The following is a 19786-nucleotide window of genomic DNA, read 5'->3' as shown; positions in this document are numbered from 1 at the left end:
GGTCATGCAGATAGCCGTGATAGGAGGGACAGGACTGATCGGATCGGCGATCGTGGCTCGCCTCGCCTCGCGTGGTCATTCGGTCATCTCGATGAGCAGGAGCGGTAGCGATTCCGCTGCCACAGCCGACAGAGTCGATCTCTCCGAGGCGACCTCGCCCGCCTATTGGCTGCCACATCTCGCCGGCGTGGAGGCGGTCGTCAATTGCGCCGGCGTGCTCCAGGACAGTCCGGGCGTATCGGCTTCCATGGTCCATCACCACGGCATCGCCAATCTCTTTGCCGCCTGCGAGCAACTGCAGATACGCCGCGTCATTCATTTTTCTGCCATCGGAGTCGACCGCGAGACGCCGAGCGCATTCTCTCGAACGAAACTATCCGGCGACAAAGACCTGATGGCGCGCGACCTCGACTGGGTCATCTTGCGTCCGTCCGTGGTGATCGGCCGCGCAGCTTACGGCGCCAGCGCACTGATGCGCGGCTTGGCTGCCTTGCCTGTCATTCCGATCATGCCGAACACGGGACAGCTGCAGATCGTCCTGCTTGAGGATGTAGTGCGAACGGTGGAACATTTTCTCGACCCTGCTGCGCCGTCGCGGCAGGTCGTCGAGCTGGTCGGCCCGCATCGTTATTCATTCGGCGAGGTGGTTGCCTTGATCCGCCGCTGGTTCCGCTGGCCGCCGGCGCGGCAGGTTAGCCTGCCGCAGTTCGCGTCGAGCCTCATGTACAGGCTCGGCGACATGATCTCTTATTTCGGCTGGCGGCCTCCGGTACGAAGCACCGCCGAGCGGGAAATGGTGCGCGGCGCCATCGGCAATCCCGACGACATGCAGCGGCTTGGGCTCCAGCCCAAAAGCCTGCCCGAATTCTTCGCCGCTGAACCCGCTTCCGTGCAGGAGCGCTGGTTTGCCGGCATGTATTTGCTCAAGCCGCTGATCTTTGTCGTCATAGCTTTGTTCTGGATTGCAACGGGAATCATTTCGCTCGGCCCCGGCTGGGGTTATGGCATGGGCCTGATGGCCGAAGGCGGTGTGGAAGGAACGGCCGCCGCACTCACCGTCATCGCGGGCGCCTTGGCCGATCTGGTAATCGGGCTTGCGATCGCCTATCGGCCGACCAGCCGCTATGGCCTCTATGCGGCTATCGCGATTTCCTTCGCCTACGCGATCATCGGCACCATCCTCGTTCCCCGCCTCTGGGCTGATCCGTTGGGGCCGATGCTGAAGATCTGGCCGATCATCGTGCTGCACTTCGCGGCGCTGGCAGTTCTCGAGGATCGATGATGCTGTATTTCGTCCTCAAATATCTCCACATTGTCGGCGCCGCCGTACTGCTCGGCACGGGATCGGGCATCGCGTTTTTCATGCTGATGGCGCATCTTTCCGGCAAGCCGGCCGTGATCGCGGGCGTCGCCCGCATCGTCGTGATTGCGGACTTCATCTTCACCGCGACCGCTGTCGTCGTACAGCCGATCACGGGCGCGCTGCTCGTCTTGCATGTCGGCTATTCGTTCTGGGATGGCTGGGTGATCTGGTCGATCGTGCTGTACATATTGACGGGCGCGCTGTGGCTGCCGGTGGTGTGGATGCAAGTGCGCCTGCGGGATTTCGCGATAGAGGCTGCGGCGAAGGGCAAGCCGCTTCCGGCCGAATACCATCGAATCTTCTGGCTCTGGTTTGCCTTCGGCATTCCTGCATTCACAGCTGTTGCTGTGATCATGTGGCTGATGATCGCAAAGCCGCAAATTGCGTTTTTCTGAGACGGGCTATTTGCTGATCATCTGATAGAAAGCGAGGACGTCGATCAATGCTGCGGCTCCCGCGACCACGACGATCATCAAGGTGAACGCGTGAAGGAGATACTTTTTGTACGCAGGCCGCCTTTCACGCGCCGCCGAAAACTCTCTTGCGAACGGCTTTGAGAAAACGAGAATCACCGCGATAGCCAGACCAAGAACGGTCATTGCAACGCCCCAGAAGGCGCCGACATTGACCTGTCCGGCAAATCTCCAAAGCGCAAAAGCGGCAGCTCCCAGAAAGAAGATAAAACGCAGCACCTGCATATCGGGCAATTCTGCTGAACAACCAAAGTCCCACCAGAATAACCAGCGCAGCTACCGCGTGAATCGCAAAACCATCGCTGACGCGTGGCAGATACCATTGTGAATAAAGGAAGGCGCTGCAATTCACGGCCGCTATCAAAGCTGAAAGCCAAAGCGCCGTCCTGTAACCGCATCGCTCAAGCATGTACCCCCCTGCAAATGTCGCGCGATTCCACTGAAATCGAAGCCATAACCCCGAAGCCAGACAGTCACGGAACGTCGCTGCTCCGGCCACTACCAACACTATAGGGCTTGTTCAAAAAATAACTGCGGTTGCCCAGCGCCGCTTCGGCATACTGGTCGATCGCGACGATGATCGCCTGGACGTGGGCGTGGCACCAGCCTTCGCGCGTCGCCATGATGCGAACTTCCGCCAGCGCCTTTATCCACGGCGGATTATCCGCGTTGTGGTCGTACCATCGGAGCGGTCCTGACATCCCCGGCCTCTGTTGATGAAATCTTCCAGCTCCGCCCGCTTGCGCGAGAGCAGAAGCTGCGCCCTCGCACTGGCCAGGCCGGATTGATCGAGCTGGCGCGCAAGCTGGTCCAGCTCGATAATCCGCCGGCGCAGGGCCTCTATCGGGTCATTGCTCACGGCAGGCGGTCGCCCCCGGCTGAGGGCTTCCTGCTGGCCGCACGCACTTCCAGTTTCAGCCGCTCGTCGACATTGAGCAGCCGCTCTTCGCCGCCGAGCCGGTTCCGCTCGCCGATCAGACCGACCATCGCAACCCGCATCGCCATCAAGCGCGTGGCCGCCGCCGAGCAATCCTCATCCCGGTTGACCTGTTTGCGGATGTTATCCTCCGCGCTCAGCATATCCGCCCGCAACATCCTGATTTTTCTGCGAATTTCATTAAGCTTGTTGTCCATGGGCCACCTCGCTGGGACTGAACCCTATAAGAACAAATAAAGAACAAATTTCAAGTTAAGAGTCCGCATCGAATTAAAAATTCTTCCGGTAAAGAATCCTGGAGTTGCCCGATGCCCCGCCTCCCCGACCAGGTGGACGCTCCGATGACACCCCGCCAATCGGCGATGCTCCGCACCCTCAGCGCCGAGGCCTATCAGCCCAAATTATTCGAGAAGAACCTGACCGCGCAGGAAGCCGAACGGCGCATTGCGGCGCTGAAGGCGGAGATTGAGCTGGCGAATTCGTTTTGAAGCGTAAGCGTGGCCCGGATGGGGCCACCGGTCGTTACCCGCCAGTTGCTATGGCGATCTTCGAATAGACCAGAGGATGGCGTTCGTGAGAATTCGCTGGAAGCGGGCGTCCTGCCAAACTGAGGGCGCGTGGCCGAGCGCCGTATAGAATACGCGTCCCTCGCCGTAGAGACGGGTCCATGCGAGAGGCCAACCATAGAACCGTTGATGCACTCCGGGCCTGCCGAGGTCCACCGTGCGTGGGTCGAGGCGCAGGAGCACGCTTGATCCACGATAGTCGAAGTCGCTGATCTGGTAGATCTCGTCCTCGATTTGCAATGAATTCCCGAGAAACGCCACCAGAGGATCGCTGGGATCAACCACCTCGATTGTCACAGCCTGATGCCAGGGATGGCCATTGAAGTAGCCGCCGATCAGATCGAGATAGTCCGGCCATGTGTAGAATGTGTCCGTCGCCGAATGAACACCGAGGAATCCGCCGCCCGAGAGCACAAAATTGAGAAGAGCCGCCTTCTGCGCGTCGCTCATCGGAAGCTCTCCTGATGTGAAAAACATCACCGCGGCGTAGCGCTGGAGGTTCTCGGCGGAAAATTCAGACATGTCCTCCGTTGCGGTGACTTCAAAGTTACCCGAATTGCTCCCAAGCTGAGTCAGGATTGCCTTGGAAAGCGGTATGACGTCATGCCGGTAGCCGGCCGAGTAAGAGAAATAGAGGATGCGCGCTGCCGAGCGCTGCGCATGCGCGCCAAGTGGTCGGATCGCCGCCGCGCCGCCGAGGAGTGCGATGAACTCGCGTCGCCTCACAATGCTCTCCGCGAAATCCACTCAACCAACCTGTGTTGAAAGAATTTAGCACAGATCGAGCCCAGCTTCCTGCGGCATCGCCTTCTGCCGTCCTATCAGCGTCACGCGGAGCGGAGGTGAGCGCGCAAAGCAGACTGGTTCCTGATGTGCGCCGCGCTCCCGCGCAACGGATTGCTTCCATCTTCGTTGAAGCGTCGGGGACAAGGTGCTTTGCCCGCAATGACGCCACAAACGTGTTTTTCCACCCTACGCAAGTCGGGCATCTGCCATCTGGATAACGTCGGATGGTTGCGCTATCATTATCCAACCGGTTAAAAACCCGGCGTTTTCAGGGAGAATAACGTGATATCTAGGAGACTTAGCTCGCTTTCGCTCGCCGTCGCTGCCGTTGGGCTGTTTTACGCCACGGCACCCGCGCTGGCCCAGCAGAAGACCATCACCGTCTGGTTCGGCAAGGGTTTTTACAAGTCAGAAGACGACGCGCTGCTGGAAGCGATCAAGAAATTTGAGGCCAAGACCGGCATCAAGGTCGAACTGTCACAATACGCGATCCAGGACATGATTCCGAAGACGGTGGCGGCGCTCGATTCCGGCACTGTGCCCGACGTCGCCTATTCCGACAGCTATGACGTGCAGGCGCAGGGCAAGTGGGCCTTCGAAGGCAAGCTGGAAGATCTTTCCGATATCATGACGCCGATGAAGTCGGCGTTCGCGCCGAACACGCTGGAGACCGTCAATCTCTACAACGACGTCACCAAGAAGCGCGCCTATTACGGCTTTCCGCTGAAGCAGCAGAGCATGCATGTGCAGATCTGGCAGGACATGCTGGAGCAGGCCGGCTTCAAGCAGAGCGACATTCCGACCAAGTGGGAAGACTACTGGTCGTTCTGGTGCACCAAGGTGCAGCCGGCTATCCGCAAAGCCACCGGCCAGCGCGTCTACGCCGTCGGCCAGCCGATGGGCGTGGAATCCACCGACAGCTTCCAATCGTTCTACACCTTCATGGATGCCCACAACGTCAAGCTAGTCGACGACGACGGCAAGCTCCTGGTCGACGATCCCAAGGTGCGCGAAAATCTGGTCAAGGCGCTGAAGGATTACACCGATACTTACATCAAGGGCTGCGCGCCGCCCTCTTCCACCACCTGGAAGGATCCGGACAACAACGTCGCCTTCCACAACAAGACGATCGTGATGACGCACAACTTCACGATCTCGATCGCGGCAAAATGGCTCGACGATGCCAATAATCCGGCACTGACGCCCGAGCAGCGCGCGCTTGGCAAGAAGAACTATGACGAGGTCATCATCACCTCGTCCTTCCCGAACAAGCCGGACGGCACGCCGATCAAATATCGCTCCGACGTCAAGACCGGACTGATGTTCACGTCAGCCAAGAACAAGGCGGAAGGCAAGGAGTTCATCAAATTCCTGATGCAGGAAGAGAATCTCCGCCCCTATATCGAGGGCGCGCTTGGCCGCTGGTTCCCGGTGACCACAGCCAGCCAGCAGAGCCCGTTCTGGCAAGCTGACCGCCATCGCAAGGCCGTGTACAATCAGTTCACCGGCGGCACCACACCGTTCGACTTCACCAAGAACTGGAAGTTCACGATTTTGAACAACGAGAACGTCTGGGCCAAGGCGATGAACCGCGTGGTGAGCGAGAAGGTGCCGGTCGACAAGGCCGTCGACGAACTGATCGCCCGCATCAAGCAGGTCGCGGGTTGATGTAAACGATCCCGGCCGCCGCGAAGTATGATCTCTGTCGTCCCTGCGAACGCATGGACCCATACGCCGCGGCGGTCGTTCTAAAGGGCGCTGGTCGACGGCTTGTGCTCAACAACAAAAGCCGATGGTTATGGGTCCCTGCTTTCGCAGGGACGACGCCTTAGCCTGAGCCGGCATCTCGTTTTAAGAGTGAACGTATGGCAATCACGCTTTCGGGCGATCACGCGATCCCAAGCCCGCCTTTGTCAGCCCGGCTGACGCCGCCTCAGGTCTGGGGCATCCTGCTGCTCGCGCCGTATCTGCTCGTGTTCCTGGCCTTCGTGGTCTACCCAGTCGGCTACGGCCTGTGGCTGGCGCGGCATCCGGCGAGCTATGTCGCGCTCTATCACGACCCGATCTTCGCGCGCGCCGCCGTCAACACGCTGATCTTCCTGCTCGTCGGCATCAACGTCAAAATGGCGATCGCGCTGTTCCTGTCCGGCTTCTTTGCCCAGCAGCGCACCTGGATCAAATGGCTGTCGGTGCTTTTCATTCTGCCCTGGGCGGTGCCGTCGATCCCGACCATCCTCTCCGTGCGCTTCATGCTCAATCCGGAATGGGGCGTGATCAACCAGCTGATCTTCAAGTTCACCGCCGAGGACGGCCCGAACTGGCTGAACGATCCGACGGTCGCGCTCGGCATGGCGATCGGCGTGCACATCTGGAAGTCGCTGCCGTTCTGGACACTGATCCTGCTGACCGGGCGGCTTGCCATCTCGCATGATCTTTATGAAGCGGCCGAGGTCGACGGGGCGAGTTGGTCGCAGAAGTTTCGCTACATCACCTGGCCGTCGATGCAGACGCTCTACATCACCTGCACGCTGCTTTCGATGATATGGACGCTCGGCGACTTCAACAGCGTCTATCTGCTCACCGGCGGCGGCCCTGCCGATCTCACCCACGTTCTGGCCACGCTCGGCATCCGCTACCTCAGGCTCGACCAGCTTTCGCTCGCGATGGCGTCCATCGTATGCGCGCTGCCGTTCGTGCTGCCGCTGGTCTATTTCATGATGAAACGGTTGTCGCGATGAAGCTGCCCTCACTCAAGGAAATCGGCAACGAGGCCAAACTGCTTCTGATCGGCATCCCCGTGCTGATCTGGACGCTGGTGCCGATCTACCACATGTTCCTGTTCGCGATCTCGCCGAAGGAAGACGCGTTCTCGGGCAAGCTGTGGCCCACGCATCCGACGCTGAACAATTTCAAAATCGTGTTCTATCAGGAGCACTACTTCCTGCGCGATTTCTGGATCCAGTTCTTCAATTCGGTGGTGATCGCGCTTTCCGCCGGCGCACTGACGCTGGTGATCGCGACCGCCGCGGCGTTCTCGATCTCGCGGCTGCGCGTTCCCGGCGGACGCTGGGTGATGAATCTCGCGCTGTTCACCTATTTCATCCCGGCGGCATTCCTCGCCGTGCCGATGTACCGCACCATGGGCAACTACGGCCTTCTCAACAATCACTGGTCGCTGATTCTGGCGATGGTGACGATCGCCTCGCCTTACGCGATCTGGGTGTTGAAGCAGGCCTCCGACAAGCTGCCGGTCGAGCTGGATGAAGCCGCCACCATGGACGGCGCCACCACGTTGCAGCTGTTCCGCCTGGTCTATATCCCCTTGATGATGCCCTCGCTGGTCGCGATCGGCACCTATGCAATCCTGCTCGCCTGGAACGAGTATCTCTACGCGTTCCTGCTGCTCTCGAAGGATACCGAGATCACGCTTCCCGTGGCGCTCGGCAACTTCCTGGCCGCGGACGACTCGCCGTGGGAATTGTTGATGACCACCGGCTTCATCTACGCGCTGCCGCCAGCCGCGATCTACTACGCGTTCAAGCGCTACATGGTGGGCGGGCTGACGGCGGGTGCGGTTAAATCCTGAAGCCGCGTCTTAGAACGTCATTGCGAGGAGCGCAGCGACCAAGCAATCCATTCCTCCGCTTGCCGCGACATGGATTGCTTCGCTTCGCTCGCAATGACGGCGGCTAGAGCGGCGCTGCGCTCTTGCCTTGCGAGCCCGACAGCTTCGAAGCGAGCGAGGCGATCACGATGACGACGGAGATCAACGCGATCACCATGGTTGAGATCGCGTTGATCCCGGGCTTCACGCCGAGCCGCACTTCGGAATAGATCCGGATCGGCAGCGTCGCCGAGCCCGGGCCGGTGGTGAAGCTTGCGATGACGACGTCATCAAGCGAGAGCGTGAACGCCAGCATCCAGCCGGCGACAATCGACGGCACGATCAGCGGCAGCGTCACGCGAAGAAAGGCCTGCACCGGATCGCAGCCAAGATCCATCGCGGCCTCTTCCAGGCTCCGGTCGATCGAGGCGAGACGCGACTGCACGACCACGGTGACGAAACACATGGTCAGCGTGGTGTGGGCGATCGTCACCGTCCAGAAGCCGCGCTCGGCATTCAGCGCCACGAACAACAAAAGCAGGGAAAGCCCCGAGATCACTTCCGGCATTACCAACGGCGCATAGAGCATGCCGGAAAACAGCGCCCGGCCGCGGAAGCGTTCGCCGCGCACCAGCCCGACCGCGGCGAGCGTGCCGAGCAGCGTTGCGATCGTGGCCGAGAGCGCGGCGACGCGCAGGCTCATCCAGGCCGCATCCAGCATGGCGCGGTCGTTGAAGAATTCATGGTACCAGCGCAAGGACCAGCCGCCCCACACCGTGACCAGGCGCGAATCGTTGAAGGAATAGATCACGAGGATCACGATCGGCAGGTACAGAAACGCCATCCCGAGCGCGAGCGCGGTGATGTTGAAGCGCGACATTTGGCCGATCCGCGGCGCCATCAGCCACCTCCCGCAAGCGTGCGGCGCTGCAGCCGGTCGTACAGCAACAGCGGCGGTACCAGCAGCACCAGCAATGCGACGGCGGCCGCAGCGGCCACCGGCCAGTCCTTGTTGGTGAAGAATTCGAGCCACAGCGTCTGGCCGATCATCATCGAGCCGGAACCTGCCAGGAGATCGGGGATCACGAACTCGCCGACGATCGGGATGAAGCACAACAGCGCACCGGCGCCGACGCCCGGCAGGGATAGTGGAAACGTCACCAGCCAGAACGCCTGCCGCGGCGATGCGCCGAGATCGGCGGCCGCCTCCAGCAGCGACGCGTCCATCTTGGAGAGCGTCGCATAGAGCGGCAGGATCATGAACGGCAGGTAGGAATAGACGATGCCGATATACATCGCGGTATCGGTCGACAGCCAGACCACCGGTGCGGAGACCAGGTGCAGCGCCAGCAGCACCTGGTTGAGCAGGCCATCATGCTGCAAAATGTTGATCCAGGCATAGATGCGGATGAGAAACGACGTCCAGAACGGCACGATCACCAGCATCATGGCGATCGGCTGCCAGCGTTGCGGCAGGCGCGCCATGCCGTAGGCGATGGGATAGCCGATCAACAGCAGGATCAGCGTCGACGTCACGGCGACGACAATGCTGCGCAGGTAGGAGCTGATGTAGAGGCTATCCGAGGTCAGTAGCTTGAAATTGTCGAATGAGAGCTGGGCGAAGGCTTCCTTGATCGCCGTCCATCCTTCCGCGAAATCGAACACTGGCACGTAAGGCGGCTGCGCGATTGCGGTCTGCGACAGGCTGATTTTCAGCACGAAGCCGAACGGCACCAGGAAGAACAGCACCATCCACAGATAGGGTGCGATAGCGGCATAGCGCGCCGGCTGCGCGAAGATGCGGCGCGCGCTCATCGCTCCAGCACCACGCCATCGTCAGGCGTGAACCACGCTAGCACGCGCTGGCTTACGCCATAGGTATGGATGTCCAGCCGCGTGGTATTGGTCATCGACGAGCGTACGACCGTACCGGAATCGAGCTTGATCCTGTAGACGGTCGAGCCGCCGAGATAGCTGACATCGGCGACTACGCCTGCCAACCGGTTGACTGCGTGCGAATGGCCGGCGTCCGACGCCGGGCCGTGATGCCACAGCTTCACCTTCTCGGGGCGGATCGCAACCGAGACGGCGGTCCCGGTGACCATCTGACGCTGCTCCGCGACCACGATGTTTCCCGCATCCCTCGTCGCAATGGTCAGGCGATGGTGATCATGCGAAACGACTTCGCCGTCGAACAGGTTGACGTCGCCGACGAACTCGGCAACCCAGCGCGAGCGAGGGGCCTCGTAGAGATCGCGCGGCGTTGCGACCTGTTCGAGCCGCCCGGCGTTCATGACGCCGATCCGGGTCGCCATCGTCATCGCCTCTTCCTGGTCGTGGGTGACGACGATGAAGGTCATGCCGAGGCTGCGCTGCAGCTCCATCAATTCCTGTTGCGTGCTCTCGCGCAGCTTCTTGTCGAGCGCGGCCAAGGGCTCATCGAGCAGCAGCACCTTTGGCCGCCGCGCCAGCGAGCGAGCCAGCGCCACGCGCTGCCGCTGGCCGCCGGAAAGCTGATCCGGCTTGCGCCTCTCCATGCCCTCAAGCCTGACCAGCGCAACCATCTCGCCCACGCGGGTATCGATCGCGGCGCGCGCCATCCCGGCGCGCTTCAGGCCGAACGCGATGTTGTCCCGCACCGAAAGATGCGGAAACAGCGCGTAGTTCTGGAACATCATGTTGACGGGCCGCTCATGCGGCAGCACCGGCGCGATGTCGCGGCCGCCGAGCAGGATGCGGCCCTCGTCAGGCGTCTCGAAGCCGGCCAGCATCCTGAGCAGCGTGGTCTTGCCGCAGCCGCTCGGACCGAGCAGCGCAAAGAATTCGCCCGCCTTGATGTCGAGCGAGAGCCGGTCTACCGCGCGAAAACTGCCGAAATTCTTGGTAACCCCCTCGATCCGCAGCAAGGGCATGTCGGCGGCCGCATCGGCAGGCGCAGCGGGCCTTGCCGACGCCGCTGCCTTGTCGATCTTCGGCGTGTCGATATTGGGCGATTCTCCGGTCATGCCACCTGCCAGTCGCGAAGGTCGAGCAAAACGGCTGAAGCGCCGTCCGTATCAGCTACGGCGCTCTATCGCAAATACCTCAATGGCCGCAGTCCGGCCCCGCAGGCGAACCTCTCCCAGCGCTTCGACGGCGAAGGCCGGCTTGAGCTTCATGAGGCGCAGCAGATCGGCCGATACCAGCAGATTCCGCCCGGCCTCCTTGCAGTGCTCCTGCAGCCGCGCCGTCACATTCACGGTATCGCCGAAATAGGCAAGCTGGCGGCGTGAGCTGCCGCACTCGCTGATTGCGACGTGACCGGCATGCAGACCGGCGCGGAAGCTCGGCACCATGCCGAACTCCTGCCGGTAAGACTCCGCTCGTTCCGCGATGCTGTCGGCAATCGCAAAGAAGCAGTCGATGCAGCGTCCGCCCGACATCCTGCGATCAAGCGGCCATGTCACGATGACCTCATCGCCGACATAGGCGTGGACCTCGCCGCCATGCGCGACGATCGCGCCGTCAATGTCGAAGAAGAAGCGGGTAAGCAGGCCTTGCACGCGCACCTCACCCATCGACTCAGCAAGCGAGGTCGAGCCCGCGAGATCGAGAAACATCAGCACGCGCGCTTCCCGCACCGGGCTGCGGTAGCGCCCGAGCGCCACGTTGAACAGCACGCGGCTGCCGACCAGCCGCGTCAGTTCGAAGGCTGACAAGACGACCAGGGACGCGAAGAAGCTGATCGCAACGATGCCGGGAAACTGTTCGATCAGCCACTTCGTCTCGATCCATTCCCAGTACAGCGTCACTTGCAAGACCAGCGCCGCGCTCGCGACAACGATGGCCATGGTCGCGGAGCGCACCGCCAGATCCATCAGCAGCGGCCATTTGCTGATCCACGCACTTCGTCGCGACGTGAAGTAAAGATGAACACCCCAGCAGGCCAGCGTGATACCCATCCCATGCAGGATGCTCCGGAGATAGTTTGGCCACGTGGCTTCGATCGGATCGTCAATGAAATAGCGATAGGCTATTCCCCCGAGTGAGCCGACAAAGGCCAGGAAAACAGTTGGCCTGATTACGCGCCGCATCTCCAAACCATTCCTCAGCTTGACGCGGCCATGAACGCCGCCAGGGCCTCGCGATCCGCCGGTTGCATAGTCATGCCGAGCTTCGAGCGCCGCCACAGGATATCGTCCGGAAAGCGCGCCCATTCCTTCTGCATGAGATAGCGGACCTCGGCACCCGTCAATTCCGATCCGAAGGCCGGGCCGAGATCGCTGCGCTCTCTGGCGTCGCCCAGGATCTCTTTGACTTTCGTTCCGTAGGCGGCGACCAGACGTTTGGCCTGATCCTCGCCGAGAAACCGCCAGCGCTCCCGCACCTCCTCGACCTCATCGTCGAAACGGTTCCAGGCAAAATCGCCGCCGGGCAGCGGCGCGTTCGCGGTCCAGCGCGGCGACATGGGATAGAACGGCGTCAGCTCCGAGACTGCCCTCTCCGCGCGCAACCGCGCGGTCGTGACGTCGCCGCCGCAAACCGTGAGCAACGGCGCCTTGCCGCGCCCATGATCGAGCAGCATCGCCCCATCGCGCTGATGCCGCCTGCCCGCGAGACTCGGCACCACGTTGGCGCCGGAAAGCGTGCGCACCACGTCGACGGTTTCGATCCGTTCGCGGAAATAGCGGTTCGCTGCATCGCAGAGATAGGCGACGTCGTCCGCCGCCATCGCAACGATGGCGGGATCACCCTTGAAGGCATGGCTGGCGGTGCCGATCAGCGTAAAATCGCGCTCATAGGGGCTTGCGAAGATCAGCCGTCCGTCGCTGTTCTGAAACACATAGATGTTGTCGCAGTCGAACAGGCGGCTCACGACGATCTGGCTCATCTGCACGGCGGCGACCTTCGGCGGCGTCACGCGCAACACCGTCTCGGCGACGGACGGCGTCCAGGCGCCGGTGACATTGGCGACCGCCCTCGCCGTGACCACTTGGCGAAAGCCGCGATCGATCGTTACCAGCCGCCACTCCTTGCCGCGCTCGGCGCGGGTACAGCGCGCGCCGGTGCGGATCACGGCGCCGCGCGCCGCGGCATCGACCGCGGTGAGGACCACGAGGCGCGAATCGTCGACGACACAATCGGAACATTCGAAGGCAGTGCCGAACGGCCGCTTCAGCGCGTTGCCGAGTGGATGATGCGTGACGTCCACGGTTGCCGAAGCCGGCAGGCCGCTGCGCGAGCCCAGCCGGTCGTACAGCAGGAGCCAGGAGCGCAACTGCCAGTCCGGACGCTCTTCCGAATGGGCGGGAATAGCAAAGCGCATCGGACGCACCAGATGCGGCGCGATCCTGAGCCAGACATCGCGCTCAGCAAGCGCCGAGCGAACGCGCAGAATATGCCGCCGCTCCAGTCCCGCGAAATCACCGTGGATCAGCCGCGGCGAGGCCGAGGAGGCGCCACCGCCGAGATCGCCCTGCTCCAGCAGGATGACGCGCAAGCCACGTCCGACGGCGTCGCGCGCGATGCTGACGCCGTTTAGTCCGCCGCCAATGATCGCGAGATCGTAGTCCGCCATACGCAAGGCTAGTGAAAGAGAACTTCAGTTCACTACACTAGGCCATGATGGCCAAAAGAGGATGTCGCTCGCGGGATCAGGCGCTGGCGAGCTTGCGCTCGGTCTCGACGTTGTTGGCAGCGTTGCGGCCCACCAGGATGGCGTAATGCCCGATCGGCTGGGGCTTGCCGAGCAGATAGCCCTGCACTGCGTCGCAGCCTTCGTCCGAGAGGAAGCCGAGTTGTTCCTGGGTCTCCACGCCTTCGGCAACGATCGACATTTCGAGGCCGTGGCCGAGATCGATGACGGCACGCACGATCGCCGCCGATTGCGGGTTGCGTCCGAGATTCATGACGAAGGTGCGGTCGATCTTGATCTTGTCGAACGGGAACGCCTGGAGGTAGCTCAGCGAGGAGTAGCCGGAACCGAAATCGTCCATCGAGATCCGCACGCCGAGCGCCTTCAGCCGCCGCAGCAGCGCCAGGCCGCGGTCGAAATCCTCGATCAGCACGCCTTCGGTAATTTCGAGCTCGAGCCGGTCGGGCGCCAGGCCAGTCTCGAGCAGGATCGAATGCACTAGGCTGACGACGTCGCCGTGCATGAACTGCGCCGGCGACAGGTTGACGGCGATCTGCAGCGGCACCGGCCAGGAGGCAGCCTCGCGGCAGGCTTCGCGCAGAATCCAAACGCCCATCTCGACGATCAGGCCGCTTTCTTCGGCGAGCGGGATGAAATCGCCCGGTGAAACGAAGCCGCGCACCGGATGGATCCAGCGCGCCAGCGCCTCGAAGCCGATGACCTTGCTGGTAGCGGCCGTCGGTCCTGCCGCGGCCTGCGGCTGGTAGTACAACGACAGTTCGCCGTTCCTGATCGCCATCGAGAGGTCCTGGTGCAGCACGCGGCGATCGCGGATCTGCTGGTCCATCTCGGGCTCGAACACGCTGATCGAGCCGCGCGACTTCTGCTTGGCGCGGAACAACGCCGCGCCGGAATTGGCGAGCAAGGAGGCGGCGTCCGAGCCGTTATGCGGGAACACCGAAATGCCGGTCGTGACTCCGGTCCGCACCGACTTGCCGTCGATCACGAACTCGTCCGACAGCGTATGCGCAAGCTTCTCGGCGAGCGCCTTGCCCGCCTCGGGCTGCTTGCCGTCGATGATCAGGCCGAACTCGTCGCCGGAAAGGCGAGCCACCACCCCGCCGCGGGCGCAGGCCTGGATACGGCCGGCAACCTCGATCAGGAGCTTGTCGCCGGTGGCATGGCCGAACACGTCGTTGATTTCCTTCAGGCCGTCGAGGTCGACGCACAGCACCGCGAATTCCTCGTCGGTGCCGGCACAGGCCTCGATCATCTGCGCCAGCGCCTGCAAGAAGGCTGCGCGGTTCGGCAGATCGGTCAGGCCGTCATGATAGGCCATGTGCGCCATCCGCGATTCGGTCTGGCGGCGATCTGTGACGTCCTCGTGGGTCTTGATCAGGTATTGCGGCTCGCCAGCCTCATCGAGAACCGTCATGCGGCGGGTCAGGAACAGCCGCAAGCCATCCTTGGTCGAGATCGGATGCTCTTCGGTGAGCAGGCCGCGTTTCTTGATCGCGGCCTCGTCGCGCGCGATGATCAATTTAGCTTCGCGCGGATTGAAAATGTCGGCGGCGGTCAGGCCGGTGGCATCCTCGCGGCGGCGGTTGAGAATGGTCTCCGCGCTGCGGTTGGCGAGCAAATATCGTCCATCGCTGACGCGCTCCACGATCAGCGACACCGGGATGTTGTCGACCACCAGTTCGAGGAATTTCTTGGTGTTTTCGAGCTCGCGCGACAGCGACCGGCGGTCGGTCACGTCGTCAAACAGCGTGATCAGGAATTCCGGCTTGTTGCTCTCGTTGCGCGCCACCACGCGGTTTGCGGACAGAACGCGCTTATCGTCGCCCCGTTCGACGACGTATTCATTGCGATGATAGCCTTCCGGCGCGGTCAGCGCCGCCTGGTCCGCCGCCTCGATGCTCTTCGCAGTGTCGGGCCGGAAGATCTCGTCAGCACGCTTGCCGATGACGTGATCGCGGGAGAAGCGCGAGAACCGCTCGAACGCGCGGTTGGCGAAGATATAGCGGCCGTCCTCGATGTTCTTGGCGGCGACGCAGACCGGCACGTTGTCGAGCACCGACTCCAGAAACTTGGTGGTCGATGCCAGCTTGCGCGACAGCTGGCGCTGCTCCGTGCAATCCTCATGTGTTCCGATCGTGCCGCCATTGGGCAGGCGGAAGATCTTCGACAGCACCGACCGCCCACCCGGCAGCTCGGTGACGATGCCTTCGGGACGGCGGGCAAGCTTGCTGAACTCGTCGACGGAGAGATTGAGCAATCCCCGCGCGCGCCGCAGTTCGAGCAGTTCGCGGCCGGTCATTTTGCTCGAAATCTCGGCGCGGCTGAGCCCGTATATTTCGAGAAAGCGGTCGTTGCAGAAGACCACGCGGTTTTGCGCGTTGGTCATCATCACGCCCTGGTTCAGCGTGTTGAGGGCGGAGCTGATAAACGCGCTGCGCTGGGCCTGGGCGCTCCTGGCCCCGCGCCGAGCCGTCAATATCCAGATCCCGATCGCAACCAGGAAGGAGAAGGCGGCGATCCCCCCGAGCAGGAGCTCCCAGGCCAGATGGGGATCGAATTCGCCGATATAGCTCGCTGGCGCAAAGCCCGAAGGCGCGGCGGCCTGCGCAAATCCGCAGCTCGCAGCCATGGCGAGCAGACAGACGAGGGCCTGCGCCGGAATCGAATTCTTCCGTCCTGCCTGCCGGTTGCTGTCAGCCATTACCCACCCGAGGTTTGCGGGCGGAGTGTCTGGCTTGACGGGTTTGGATCGGGTAAACGCCTACCCGTACAATTCTAAAATATGACCCAAATTACGGCAATTGCCCCGACATGATTAATGCTTCACTAACGGGAAGACGTGCGAGACGTATTTCGAGGCAAACCAAAGGGTTGGCTGACGGCTTCACCGAAGGAAATGATCATCGCGGCGTGTGGCAGGCGCCGACTTACGCACCAAAATCCCGGGCCTGAAGCTGACATGGAAAAGGTTGATTGCGTCGTCGTCGGAGCGGGTGTGATCGGGCTTGCGATCGCACGACGCCTGGCCCAGGCGGGCCGCGAAGTCATCGTGATTGAGGCCGCCGAGGGCATCGGCACCGTCACCTCCTCGCGCAACAGCGAGGTGATCCACGCCGGCATCTATTACCGCGCTGGCAGCCTGATGGCGCAGATGTGCGTCAGCGGCAAGCACGCGCTGTACCGTTACTGCCGCGACCATGGCATTCCGCATCGCAATTGCGGCAAGCTGATCGTGGCGACGACACCGAGCGAAACCGAGAAGCTGCAGTCGATCCGGGCCCATGCCGAGGCCAATGGCGTCGACGATCTGCAACTGCTGACGGGCGAGGCAGCGCGGGCGCTGGAGCCGGCGCTGAACTGCGATGCTGCCCTGCTCTCGCCGTCCACCGGCATCATCGACAGCCATGCCTACATGCTGGCGCTGCGCGGCGATGCGGAAGAGGCCGGCGCGGCCTATGCCTTCCATACGCCGCTGCTGCACGCCCGGGCCGGCAGCGACCGGATCGAAATCGAGACCGGCGGGGAGGCGCCGATGACGCTTGCCTGCGACCTGCTCGTCAACGCTGCAGGGCTCGGCGCCCCCGCGGTAGCCCGCGGCATCGATGGGATGCCGGTCGGGATGATCCCATGCGCTTATCTCGCCAAGGGCAATTATTTCAGCTGCAGCGCGCGGGCGCCGTTTTCCCGCCTGATCTATCCAGTGCCGGAGCCCGGCGGGCTCGGCGTGCATCTGACGCTCGACATGGCCGGACAGGCGCGTTTCGGTCCGGACGTCGAATGGGTCGAGAGCATCGACTATGCAGTGGATCCAGCCCGTGCCGAACGCTTCTATCCCGCGATCCGACGCTACTGGCCGACGCTACCGGACGGCGCGCTGATGCCGAGCTATTCCGGAATTCGACCGAAGATCGTGCCGCCGGCCGTCGCCACGCAGGACTTCCTGATCCAGGGCCCCGCCGATCACGGCGTTGCCGGACTGATCAATCTGTTCGGTATTGAATCGCCGGGACTAACGTCGTCGCTCGCGATCGCCGATCACGTCGGCAACCTCGCAGGGCTTTGATGGAAGTCGAAAGCGGTACCTACAGGCGGATGAGCGCAGCGGCACCCATCCGGCCGTGTGGAATTTGATACTTTGTGGGACTGGTTAGTGGAGAGTTTCGTCGGCGGTTTGTTTCAGCCGCTCGATCTGATCCTTCACCATCAGCTTGCGGCGCTTCAACTCGACAATTTGCAGATCGTCTGTGGATAGGTGCAAGAGCGCTTCGTGCAACTCGTTCTCGAGAATCTTGTGTTTACGTTCAAGTTCAACAAGATGCGCCTGTAGTGCCATTCGAAATCTCCTCGGTGGGTGAACCTCAGATTCGATCCGGACGCGGGAGTGTACACCAGCCGACAAATCTGTCGATGGGTATCCCAAAATCGCGCCTCTCAATATTTTCGGATTTATCTGTAACCAATCGTGAGTATGGAACTGGATCAGCTTGCGTAGCAGCGCCGCAGGCACGATATTGATCGCCAGCCAGTAAAATCCGTTCACAACCTCATCGCGTTTTCAGCTAAGCTACACCATGACCGACGATGATGAGCGCGAGCTTGAAAACGAGCTCGCCCGGCTGCAGCAGGAACATCGCGATCTCGATGCGGCGATCGATGCGCTGCATCAGTCGCCTGCGCCGGATTTGTTGCGGCTGCAGCGGCTGAAAAAGCGCAAGCTGCAACTGCGCGACCGCATCGCCTTCATCGAAGACCAGATCACGCCCGACATTATCGCCTGATCGCTGCGCCGCCTCGTTCGGCCTATTCACTTCGCCGCAAGCGCTGGCGCGTTCGGCAGTTCTTTCCCCGACATCCACAGGCGCGACGATCCCGCCGCGCGCCCTGCCGAAAAAAAACCGGCTTGCGACCGGCGGATGCGCCTTGACTTGATGAGAACAAAAAGTGAACATATGCCTCTGCCGCCAGCCTCGGGAGTACAGCCATGTCCACCACGCCGCCCCTCTCCGACAACAGCCGCTACGAGCAGGCCTGCGATCAGGCCATCGCGATGTGCGACGGCAATCTGCGCTCGACGATCAAGGCGCTGATCATGGCAAACGAGTACCTGGAAATCGAGCTGGAGGAATTGCAGGCAGCCATCGCTGCTGGCTGTGTGCCGGCGCGAAGCTCTCATCTGGAGAGCGACGCTGCCTGATCGATCACAACAGGAGCAAGACAATGGCCGATGTCACCTATTACGTCGCAATGCCATTCCTGCAGGACGATAGCGGCGCGCCGGTCGCGGGCACCGCGGAAGAATGCCAGAGCCCGACGACGGCGTTGCGGCGCGCCGAAACCATGTCGCGAATGGCCGGCAGCATCGGCGCCATCGCCTTCAGCCGCAGTGGCGATCCCATGCTCGGTGAATTCAGCGATGCGAAGCTGCTGCGCAAATTCGGCAATGTGCCTGATGATCTCAGTGAGCTGTAACAGATCGCATTTCTGGACCGCGCGTCTCTATCTCGGACCCGGAGCCGACGCGTAGTGCATTCCCATGCCGGCGCTCTGCTATCTCCATCATCGCGCTCCGCTGGCTTGCAACGCGCGTTCGCGCAAATTGGCGCGGCGCGATTTCACACTTCGTGCCGCCGCAGCGCCTTGCGCACATACATCGCGCTGTCGGCCGCTTCCAGCGCGCGGCCCGCTTCGGAGTGGGTGTCGAGAATGGTGACGCCGGCAGACGCGCCCGCGGTGATGGTGCGGCCATCGAACTCGAATGTCAGGCTATCGATCGCTTCCTCCAGTGCGGCGGCCTTGGCCCTGGCGTCGGTCTCGCTTAGATTCCAGAGCAGCAGCGCAAACTCGTCGCCCCCGAGACGGCCGACGACGTCGGAAGCGCGCACATGCGCCGTTAGCGTCGCGACGATGGCCTTGAGCACCTGGTCGCCAGCGGCGTGGCCGAAGGCGTCGTTGATCGGCTTGAGGCGATCGACGTCGAGCACGACCAGGGCGCCGGAGGCGCGGTAGCGTTTCATATAGGCAATCGCGCGATTGAGTTCGCGCTCGAAGCCGCGACGGTTCGCAATGCCCAAGAGGTAGTCGGTATCAGCGGAAGCCTGAAGTTCCTCGATCTGCGCCTGGGTCCGGGCCAGTTCCGCCTTGAGCCGGCGAATCGTTGCCCTGGCGCCGTTGGATACCGTCGGCGGCCGGGACACCTGTTCCGATGCCCGTCGGGACGCGACTTTTCGCCCGGAAGCCGCGCTTTTGGGGCGTTTTCTGGCCCCCGAGGCGCTCGCCCTGGTTTTTTTCTTCATGGCCTTCCCTGTGCAGGCTCGCTTATCAAGGCTTGCCGGGATTCACCAAGACAGGATAGTCCATTCCTGATCCCTTGCCACGCCTTGGATGAACCCCTGGCCGATCCTATAATTCGGCCTATGTTTCTG

Annotated in this window: 22 protein-coding genes; 10 read left to right on the top strand and 12 right to left on the bottom strand. The window is 62.1% G+C overall.

From position 1 onward, the window contains the following. The first annotated feature begins 4 nt into the window (after nucleotides 1-4). Entirely contained in the window at nucleotides 5-1282 is a 1278-nt protein-coding gene (locus tag J6524_RS25330) for an SDR family oxidoreductase (RefSeq protein WP_225675604.1), read from the top strand. Further along, on the top strand, nucleotides 1282-1758 hold the full coding sequence (locus tag J6524_RS25325; RefSeq protein WP_225675602.1) for a DUF2269 family protein: 477 nt from the start codon (nucleotides 1282-1284) through the stop codon (nucleotides 1756-1758). Before J6524_RS25330 ends, J6524_RS25325 begins: the two co-directional genes overlap by 1 nt. Before the next feature lie 6 nt (nucleotides 1759-1764). Here J6524_RS25325 and J6524_RS25320 read toward each other — a convergent pair whose 3' ends face one another. The 3 genes from J6524_RS25320 to J6524_RS25310 all read right to left on the bottom strand — a co-directional run bounded on the left by J6524_RS25320 (nucleotide 1765) and on the right by J6524_RS25310 (nucleotide 2970). Next, nucleotides 1765-2061 carry a hypothetical protein gene (locus J6524_RS25320; protein ID WP_225675600.1) on the bottom strand — a complete coding sequence of 99 codons (297 nt, stop codon included), beginning with the start codon at nucleotides 2059-2061 and terminating at the stop codon, nucleotides 1765-1767. 248 nt (nucleotides 2062-2309) lie between these two features. After that, nucleotides 2310-2537 (bottom strand): hypothetical protein, encoded by a 228-nt coding sequence (locus tag J6524_RS25315; RefSeq protein WP_225675598.1) that lies wholly within the window; start codon nucleotides 2535-2537, stop codon nucleotides 2310-2312. Nucleotides 2538-2691: 154 nt separating this feature from the next. Beyond that, on the bottom strand, nucleotides 2692-2970 hold the full coding sequence (locus J6524_RS25310; RefSeq protein WP_225675596.1) for a hypothetical protein: 279 nt from the start codon (nucleotides 2968-2970) through the stop codon (nucleotides 2692-2694). Between the two features lie 111 nt (nucleotides 2971-3081). On the opposite strand from J6524_RS25310, the gene J6524_RS25305 reads away from it, so the two are divergent. Next, nucleotides 3082-3261, top strand: coding sequence for a DUF3072 domain-containing protein (locus J6524_RS25305; protein WP_225675594.1), 180 nt, complete (start codon nucleotides 3082-3084; stop codon nucleotides 3259-3261). Nucleotides 3262-3309: 48 nt separating this feature from the next. Here J6524_RS25305 and J6524_RS25300 read toward each other — a convergent pair whose 3' ends face one another. Then, nucleotides 3310-4065 (bottom strand): ThuA domain-containing protein, encoded by a 756-nt coding sequence (locus J6524_RS25300; RefSeq protein ID WP_225675592.1) that lies wholly within the window; start codon nucleotides 4063-4065, stop codon nucleotides 3310-3312. A gap of 342 nt (nucleotides 4066-4407) precedes the next feature. On the opposite strand from J6524_RS25300, the gene J6524_RS25295 reads away from it, so the two are divergent. The 3 genes from J6524_RS25295 (at nucleotide 4408) to J6524_RS25285 (ending at nucleotide 7711) form a co-directional block, all read left to right on the top strand. Beyond that, nucleotides 4408-5793, top strand: coding sequence for an ABC transporter substrate-binding protein (locus J6524_RS25295; RefSeq protein ID WP_225675590.1), 1386 nt, complete (start codon nucleotides 4408-4410; stop codon nucleotides 5791-5793). A gap of 197 nt (nucleotides 5794-5990) precedes the next feature. After that, nucleotides 5991-6863: a carbohydrate ABC transporter permease gene (locus J6524_RS25290; RefSeq protein WP_225675588.1), complete on the top strand. Its 873-nt coding sequence runs from the start codon at nucleotides 5991-5993 to the stop codon at nucleotides 6861-6863. Continuing rightward, on the top strand, nucleotides 6860-7711 hold the full coding sequence (locus tag J6524_RS25285; RefSeq protein WP_225675586.1) for a carbohydrate ABC transporter permease: 852 nt from the start codon (nucleotides 6860-6862) through the stop codon (nucleotides 7709-7711). Before J6524_RS25290 ends, J6524_RS25285 begins: the two co-directional genes overlap by 4 nt. A 103-nt stretch (nucleotides 7712-7814) precedes the next feature. On the opposite strand, the gene J6524_RS25280 is transcribed toward J6524_RS25285, so the two are convergent. The 6 genes from J6524_RS25280 to J6524_RS25255 form a co-directional block, all read right to left on the bottom strand. After that, complete coding sequence (locus tag J6524_RS25280) at nucleotides 7815-8630, bottom strand: ABC transporter permease (protein ID WP_225675585.1); 816 nt, start codon at nucleotides 8628-8630, stop codon at nucleotides 7815-7817. Continuing rightward, nucleotides 8630-9544: an ABC transporter permease gene (locus J6524_RS25275; protein ID WP_225675583.1), complete on the bottom strand. Its 915-nt coding sequence runs from the start codon at nucleotides 9542-9544 to the stop codon at nucleotides 8630-8632. The genes J6524_RS25280 and J6524_RS25275 overlap by 1 nt, the downstream gene beginning before the upstream one ends. Next, nucleotides 9541-10734 carry an ABC transporter ATP-binding protein gene (locus J6524_RS25270; protein ID WP_376712074.1) on the bottom strand — a complete coding sequence of 398 codons (1194 nt, stop codon included), beginning with the start codon at nucleotides 10732-10734 and terminating at the stop codon, nucleotides 9541-9543. The genes J6524_RS25275 and J6524_RS25270 overlap by 4 nt, the downstream gene beginning before the upstream one ends. A gap of 51 nt (nucleotides 10735-10785) precedes the next feature. Continuing rightward, on the bottom strand, nucleotides 10786-11802 hold the full coding sequence (locus J6524_RS25265) for an adenylate/guanylate cyclase domain-containing protein (RefSeq protein WP_225675581.1): 1017 nt from the start codon (nucleotides 11800-11802) through the stop codon (nucleotides 10786-10788). Between the two features lie 14 nt (nucleotides 11803-11816). Continuing rightward, the gene (locus J6524_RS25260) at nucleotides 11817-13286 is read right to left on the bottom strand and encodes a glycerol-3-phosphate dehydrogenase (protein ID WP_225675580.1); all 1470 of its coding nucleotides are present in this window, start codon (nucleotides 13284-13286) and stop codon (nucleotides 11817-11819) included. Nucleotides 13287-13362: 76 nt separating this feature from the next. After that, nucleotides 13363-16065 carry a sensor domain-containing protein gene (locus J6524_RS25255; protein WP_225675578.1) on the bottom strand — a complete coding sequence of 901 codons (2703 nt, stop codon included), beginning with the start codon at nucleotides 16063-16065 and terminating at the stop codon, nucleotides 13363-13365. Between the two features lie 258 nt (nucleotides 16066-16323). Here J6524_RS25255 and J6524_RS25250 point away from each other — a divergent pair, with 258 nt between their 5' ends. Then, nucleotides 16324-17427: an NAD(P)/FAD-dependent oxidoreductase gene (locus J6524_RS25250; RefSeq protein WP_249789614.1), complete on the top strand. Its 1104-nt coding sequence runs from the start codon at nucleotides 16324-16326 to the stop codon at nucleotides 17425-17427. Nucleotides 17428-17511: 84 nt separating this feature from the next. On the opposite strand, the gene J6524_RS25245 is transcribed toward J6524_RS25250, so the two are convergent. Next, nucleotides 17512-17697, bottom strand: a complete 186-nt coding sequence (locus tag J6524_RS25245) for a YdcH family protein (protein ID WP_225675761.1) — start codon at nucleotides 17695-17697, stop codon at nucleotides 17512-17514. Nucleotides 17698-17935: 238 nt separating this feature from the next. On the opposite strand from J6524_RS25245, the gene J6524_RS25240 reads away from it, so the two are divergent. The 3 genes from J6524_RS25240 to J6524_RS25230 all read left to right on the top strand — a co-directional run bounded on the left by J6524_RS25240 (nucleotide 17936) and on the right by J6524_RS25230 (nucleotide 18833). After that, nucleotides 17936-18142: a YdcH family protein gene (locus J6524_RS25240; protein ID WP_057851906.1), complete on the top strand. Its 207-nt coding sequence runs from the start codon at nucleotides 17936-17938 to the stop codon at nucleotides 18140-18142. A 203-nt stretch (nucleotides 18143-18345) separates the two neighbouring features. Continuing rightward, nucleotides 18346-18558 carry a hypothetical protein gene (locus tag J6524_RS25235; RefSeq protein WP_225675576.1) on the top strand — a complete coding sequence of 71 codons (213 nt, stop codon included), beginning with the start codon at nucleotides 18346-18348 and terminating at the stop codon, nucleotides 18556-18558. Between the two features lie 23 nt (nucleotides 18559-18581). Beyond that, nucleotides 18582-18833, top strand: a complete 252-nt coding sequence (locus tag J6524_RS25230; protein ID WP_225675574.1) for a hypothetical protein — start codon at nucleotides 18582-18584, stop codon at nucleotides 18831-18833. A gap of 143 nt (nucleotides 18834-18976) precedes the next feature. Here J6524_RS25230 and J6524_RS25225 read toward each other — a convergent pair whose 3' ends face one another. Further along, the gene (locus tag J6524_RS25225; RefSeq protein WP_225675572.1) at nucleotides 18977-19657 is read right to left on the bottom strand and encodes a GGDEF domain-containing protein; all 681 of its coding nucleotides are present in this window, start codon (nucleotides 19655-19657) and stop codon (nucleotides 18977-18979) included. Nucleotides 19658-19786: the final 129 nt, after the last annotated feature.

The sequence above is a fragment of the Bradyrhizobium hereditatis genome (genome assembly GCF_020329435.1).
In the GTDB taxonomy this organism is placed as follows: Bacteria; Pseudomonadota; Alphaproteobacteria; order Rhizobiales; family Xanthobacteraceae; genus Bradyrhizobium; species Bradyrhizobium hereditatis.
Note: the sequence above shows the minus strand (reverse complement) of the source record. Positions and strands in the feature narration are given on the sequence as shown.